1 protein-coding gene and 3 rRNA genes are annotated in these 6846 nt (G+C 58.5%); all 4 read right to left on the reverse strand.

The window, feature by feature from the left end:
- Positions 1 to 52: 52 nt before the first annotated feature.
- Positions 53 to 814 carry a tetratricopeptide repeat protein gene (locus ACN8HC_RS19650; protein WP_490076532.1) on the reverse strand — a complete coding sequence of 254 codons (762 nt, stop codon included), beginning with the start codon at positions 812 to 814 and terminating at the stop codon, positions 53 to 55.
- A 664-nt stretch (positions 815 to 1478) separates the two neighbouring features.
- Positions 1479 to 1596 (reverse strand): 5S ribosomal RNA (rrf, locus tag ACN8HC_RS19655).
- A gap of 124 nt (positions 1597 to 1720) precedes the next feature.
- Positions 1721 to 4848: ribosomal RNA gene (locus ACN8HC_RS19660) — 23S ribosomal RNA — on the reverse strand.
- 350 nt (positions 4849 to 5198) lie between these two features.
- Positions 5199 to 6721 (reverse strand): 16S ribosomal RNA (locus ACN8HC_RS19665).
- The 16S, 23S and 5S rRNA genes sit together here, the layout of an rRNA operon.
- Between the last annotated feature and the right edge of the window lie 125 nt (positions 6722 to 6846).

A 6846-nucleotide genomic window follows, 5' to 3' on the forward strand; every position in this document is an offset into this window, starting at 1 on the left:
TTGTGCATGAACCTGCTGTCCGGAAGCGGATGTGGATGAGTCGGAGCCGCGGTCAGGCGCCGGCGTCGTCCTCCGCCGGCGCGCCGTCATCGCCACGCCCGTCGTCGGCAGACTCGTCCGGCTCCGCACCGGAGAGCACATCGGTCAACACGATGCCGTCCAGCTCGTCGATCCGGTCCGCGGCGTCGGTCTGTCCATCGGTATCCACCGTGGCCGCTTTGACGAACCAGTCGCGAGCCTCCTCCTCGGCGCCCGAGGCCAACAGCGCCTCGGCATACGCATAGAACAGTCGCGCAGCCCACGGCTGGTTCGAGGCATGCTGGAGTGCCGGGATACGCAGCACCATCTGGGCGGCCTCCGGCTGGCCGAGATCGCGCCGGACTCCGGAGACAACGATCGCGAGTTCGATGTTGTCCGCCTCGCCGAGCGAGCGCGCCTCGGGTGATGCGGCCAGATCGAGCGCACGCTCGTACCGGCCGAGGCCGCGTTCGCAGTCGACAAGATAGGGCAACAGGTGGTTGGAGCCGGAAAGCCGCTTCGCCGTCCGGAATTCACGGATCGCGTCGGTGAACTCGCTGCGACGGTAGTGCACAAGACCCAGCGCCTCACGCACTGCGGCGACGCGCCCAGCACGGCGCGCCGCGTGTTCCGCATGCGCCAGCGCGAGGTCGGGGTCGTCCTCGAGCAGGGTCGCCGCTGCGACCAGGTGTTTGGCGACGCCTTCGGCGTTCTCCTTGGTCAGGGTGCGCAGCTCACGCCAGACAGATCGATCCAGTTCCTTGCCGGTGATGTCCTCGGGCAGTGCCGGTTCCACACGTGTGTCCTGTGCCGACTTCTGCGACGGGGAGGAGCGATCCCATGCTCGGGGTCCACGACTCCCGCGTTCCCGCTCGTCCCGGCGGTCCGCCCCTGCACGATCGTCGCGGCCATGCCGCTGACCCGGCCGATCCCGGGCATCGCGGGACGGACGCTGTGCCCGCTCCGGACGGCCGCGGTCGGCGCGTCGGGGGCCAGCCCCACTGCGTGGTCCATCCCCATATCGCCGACCCCGTCCGGCGCCGGCCCGATCGCCCGCGCCCGACGTGCGACGCAGACGCTCCCCGGATCTACGGTCATCCGACTGACGACTAGAGCGACGCTCGTCTCGTCGCTCCGGGGCGCCGGCGCGATCCGATCCTTCCGCACCCGAGCCGTCCATCGGCCCCGTCCCGTCGCCACCGCCGGCGCGTGACCATCGGCCCGAACGCCGCTCGCCCGGCTCGCCCGACCCGTCGGAGGGGGTTGCCTCGTCATCGTTCGTCACCCGAACACACCAACTCTCGTCAACACTCGCAGGGAACGGGCACGCCGCCATCAGGCACGCAATGCGCCTCAACCGTACGCTGCTGCTCACTGCCGCGCGACGGCATCAGGACATGGCAAAGGGCCGGTCACAACCACCATCACAGTGCTCATGACCGACCCTTTACGGAATCTATGTTCGGCGGTGTCCTACTCTCCCACACCCTACCGAGTGCAGTACCATCGGCGCTGAAGGGCTTAGCTTCCGGGTTCGGGATGTGTCCGGGCGTTTCCCACTTCGCTATGACCGCCGTAACCCTGTGAAACAAGGGTCACTCGTATTCAGTTCACCACCCCACCGCGGTGGGGTGTGTGCTGAGTGGGTGTTGTTTCAGAATCGTATAGTGGACGCAAGTACTTCACGGTTTGTAAGAAAGTGTTTGGTAAGTTGTCGGCTTATTAGTACCGGTCAGCTCCACACATTACTGTGCTTCCACATCCAGCCTATCAACCCAGTAGTCTCGCTGGGAGCCTCTCCACCACAAGGGGTGTTGGAAACCTCATCTTGAAGCGTGCTTCCCGCTTAGATGCTTTCAGCGGTTATCACTTCCGAACGTAGCTAATCAGCGGTGCACTTGGCAGTACAACTGACACACCAGTGGTTCGTCCATCCCGGTCCTCTCGTACTAGGGACAGGTCTTCTCAAGTTTCCTCCGCGCGCAGCGGATAGGGACCGAACTGTCTCACGACGTTCTAAACCCAGCTCGCGTACCGCTTTAATGGGCGAACAGCCCAACCCTTGGGACCTACTCCAGCCCCAGGATGCGACGAGCCGACATCGAGGTGCCAAACCATGCCGTCGATATGAGCTCTTGGGCAAGATCAGCCTGTTATCCCCGGGGTACCTTTTATCCGTTGAGCGACGGCGCTTCCACAAGCCACCGTCGGGTCACTAGTCCCGACTTTCGTCTCTGCTCGACATGTCTGTCTCACAGTCAAGCTCCCTTGTGCACTTACACTCGAAACCTGATTACCAACCAGGCTGAGGGAACCTTTGGGCGCCTCCGTTACCCTTTGGGAGGCAACCGCCCCAGTTAAACTACCCACCAGGCACTGTCCCTGAACCAGATCATGGTCCGAAGTTAGGAGCCCAGAACGACCAGAGTGGTATTTCAACAATGACTCCACACACGCTGGCGCGTGCGCTTCACAGTCTCCCACCTATCCTACACAAGCCGCACCGAACACCAATACCAAGCTGTAGTAAAGGTCCCGGGGTCTTTCCGTCCTGCTGCGCGTAACGAGCATCTTTACTCGTAATGCAATTTCGCCGAGTTCGTGGTTGAGACAGTGGAGAAGTCGTTACGCCATTCGTGCAGGTCGGAACTTACCCGACAAGGAATTTCGCTACCTTAGGATGGTTATAGTTACCACCGCCGTTTACTGGCGCTTAAGTTCTCAGCTTCACACACGAAGTGTTAACCGGTCCCCTTAACGTTCCAGCACCGGGCAGGCGTCAGTCCGTATACCTCGAATTACTTCTTCGCACGGACCTGTGTTTTTAGTAAACAGTCGCTTCTCCCTGGTCTCTGCGACCCCCACCCCTAGAAAGCAATGTTCCTTCAGGGTGGCGGGTCCCCCTTCTCCCGAAGTTACGGGGGCATTTTGCCGAATTCCTTAACCACGATTCACTCGATCGCCTTAGTATTCTCTACCTAACCACCTGAGTCGGTTTAGGGTACGGGCGGCTCGAACCTCGCTAGAAGTTTTTCTCGGCAGCATAGGATCACCCTACTTCCCACATTACGTGGTCACCATCACGCCTCAGCCCGTATGACCAGCGGATTTACCTACCAGTCGGCTCGCACGCTTGGACGGGGACAACCATCGCCCCGCGGAGGCTACCTTCCTGCGTCACTCCATCGCTTACCTACTACAAGATCGGGTCCCGCGCTCCCCACCCACGATCACCAACCCGAAGGCCGGCATCCATGGTGGTTCGGGCGGTTAGCATCACCTGATTCGATATGGGCGGTCCTTCGCCGGTTCCGGAATATCAACCGGATGTCCATCGACTACGCCTGTCGGCCTCGCCTTAGGTCCCGACTTACCCAGGGCAGATTAGCTTGACCCTGGAACCCTTGGTTATTCGGCGGACGGGTTTCTCACCCGTCATTCGCTACTCATGCCTGCATTCTCACTCGTGTCACCTCCACCCCTGGCTCACGCCGGGACTTCACTGGTGACACGACGCTCCCCTACCCAACCACACCCCTGAACAACACTCAACGTGCCGCTAGGGTCTTGTGTGATTGCCACAGCTTCGGTGGTGTGCTTGAGCCCCGCTACATTGTCGGCGCGGAATCACTTGACCAGTGAGCTATTACGCACTCTTTAAAGGGTGGCTGCTTCTAAGCCAACCTCCTGGTTGTCACAGCAACTCCACATCCTTTTCCACTTAGCACACGCTTCGGGACCTTAGCTGGTGATCTGGGCTGTTTCCCTCTCGACTACGAACCTTATCGCCCGCAGTCTCACTGCCACGCTTACACTTACCGGCATTCGGAGTTTGGCTGACGTCAGTAACCTGGTGAGGCCCATCAGCCATCCAGTAGCTCTACCTCCGGCAAGAAACACGCAACGCTGCACCTAAATGCATTTCGGGGAGAACCAGCTATCACGGAGTTTGATTGGCCTTTCACCCCTACCCACAGCTCATCCCCTCCATTTTCAACTGAAGTGGGTTCGGTCCTCCACGACGTCTTACCGTCGCTTCAACCTGGCCATGGGTAGATCACTCCGCTTCGGGTCTAGACCCAGCGACTCAACACGCCCTCTTCGGACTCGCTTTCGCTACGGCTACCCCACACGGGTTAACCTCGCCACTGAGCACTAACTCGCAGGCTCATTCTTCAAAAGGCACGCCATCACCCCACAAGGAGGCTCTGACGGATTGTAAGCGCATGGTTTCAGGTACTATTTCACTCCCCTCCCGGGGTACTTTTCACCTTTCCCTCACGGTACTAGTCCGCTATCGGTCATCAGGGAATATTTAGGCTTACCAGGTGGTCCTGGCAGATTCACACGAGATTCCACGAGCCCCGTGCTACTTGGGCACCACACCCAGCGCCGCGCCACACATTTCGCCTACGGGACTCCCACCCTCTCCGGTTCAGCACTCACCACTGATTCGACTACACGCGCGCGTCACGCCACCACACTGTCAGATGCAGTACGATACGGCCCCACAACCCCACAATTGCAACCCCTGACAGGTATCACACAACCATGGTTTAGCCTCATCCGCTTTCGCTCGCCACTACTCACGGAATCACTCTTGTTTTCTCTTCCTGTGGGTACTGAGATGTTTCACTTCCCCACGTTCCCTCCACGCACCCTATAAATTCAGGCACGGGTCACACCACATAACTGGTGCGGGGTTCCCCCATTCGGAAACCCTCGGATCACAGCCCGTTTATCGGCTCCCCGAGGCTTATCGCAGATTACTACGTCCTTCATCGGTTCCTGATGCCAAGGCATCCACCATGCGCCCTTAAAAACTTACACAAAAACCAGTAAAAATTCTTAAAGCCACAAAGATGCTCGCGTCCACTATACAATTCTCAAACAACACACCAACACCGAACCCACCACACGCACACGCGCGCGACAAACCCGGGCAGCACCAAGAAAACAACCAACAGTCGTTTCCTCAGGACCCAACAACGTGCCGACACCCACACCCCGCCACCACCGGACAACACTTTCCCCAACCCCACACCCCACCCACAAAAGGAGGAGGTGTGCTGTTCGTACTCGTCTCGCCGGCACCGACCAGTGCAGGCACCATGATTGATGATCCACCCATGAGCCACCCCACCACACACTAGGTGATGAAAGGTGTTACTGCTCCTTAGAAAGGAGGTGATCCAGCCGCACCTTCCGGTACGGCTACCTTGTTACGACTTAGTCCCAATCGCCAATCCCACCTTCGACGGCTCCCCCCACAAGGGTTGGGCCACCGGCTTCGGGTGTTACCGACTTTCGTGACTTGACGGGCGGTGTGTACAAGGCCCGGGAACGTATTCACCGCAGCGTTGCTGATCTGCGATTACTAGCGACTCCAACTTCATGGGGTCGAGTTGCAGACCCCAATCCGAACTGAGACCAGTTTTAAGGGATTCGCTCCACCTCACGGCATCGCAACCCTCTGTACCAGCCATTGTAGCATGCGTGAAGCCCAAGACATAAGGGGCATGATGATTTGACGTCATCCCCACCTTCCTCCGAGTTGACCCCGGCAGTCTCCCATGAGTCCCCAGCTTTACCTGCTGGCAACATGGAACGAGGGTTGCGCTCGTTGCGGGACTTAACCCAACATCTCACGACACGAGCTGACGACAACCATGCACCACCTGTACACCAGCCCAAAGGCTGCACCATCTCTGGCACATTCCGGTGTATGTCAAGCCTTGGTAAGGTTCTTCGCGTTGCATCGAATTAATCCGCATGCTCCGCCGCTTGTGCGGGCCCCCGTCAATTCCTTTGAGTTTTAGCCTTGCGGCCGTACTCCCCAGGCGGGGCGCTTAATGCGTTAGCTACGGCACGGAACTCGTGGAATGAGTCCCACACCTAGCGCCCAACGTTTACGGCATGGACTACCAGGGTATCTAATCCTGTTCGCTCCCCATGCTTTCGCTTCTCAGCGTCAGTAGTGGCCCAGAGACCTGCCTTCGCCATCGGTGTTCCTCCTGATATCTGCGCATTTCACCGCTACACCAGGAATTCCAGTCTCCCCTACCACACTCTAGCCTGCCCGTACCCACCGCAGACCCAGGGTTAAGCCCTGGGCTTTCACGGCAGACGCGACAAACCGCCTACAAGCTCTTTACGCCCAATAATTCCGGACAACGCTCGCACCCTACGTATTACCGCGGCTGCTGGCACGTAGTCAGCCGGTGCTTCTTCTGCAGGTACCGTCACCAAAGCTTCGTCCCTGCTGAAAGGAGTTTACAACCCGAAGGCCGTCATCCCCCACGCGGCGTCGCTGCATCAGGCTTCCGCCCATTGTGCAATATTCCCCACTGCTGCCTCCCGTAGGAGTCTGGGCCGTGTCTCAGTCCCAGTGTGGCCGGTCACCCTCTCAGGCCGGCTACCCGTCAAAGCCATGGTAGGCCACTACCCCACCATCAAGCTGATAGGCCGCGAGTCCATCCCCCACCACAAAAGCTTTCCACACACCACCATGCGATGACATATGAATATTCGGTATTAGACCCCGTTTCCAAGGCTTATCCCAAAGAGGAGGGCAGGTTACTCACGTGTTACTCACCCGTTCGCCACTAATCCACCACAACAAGTTGCAGCTTCATCGTTCGACTTGCATGTGTTAAGCACGCCGCCAGCGTTCGTCCTGAGCCAGGATCAAACTCTCCAAAAAAAATGAAAAATCCGAAACATGGCTAAAAAATCGATCAAGAGCAAAAATGCTACAAAAACGATCAAAAACCAACAAACAATTGGCATCAATCACTCGACACGCTGTTGAGTTCTCAAAAAACGACC

This window comes from Flexivirga sp. YIM B11880 (genome assembly GCF_058148645.1).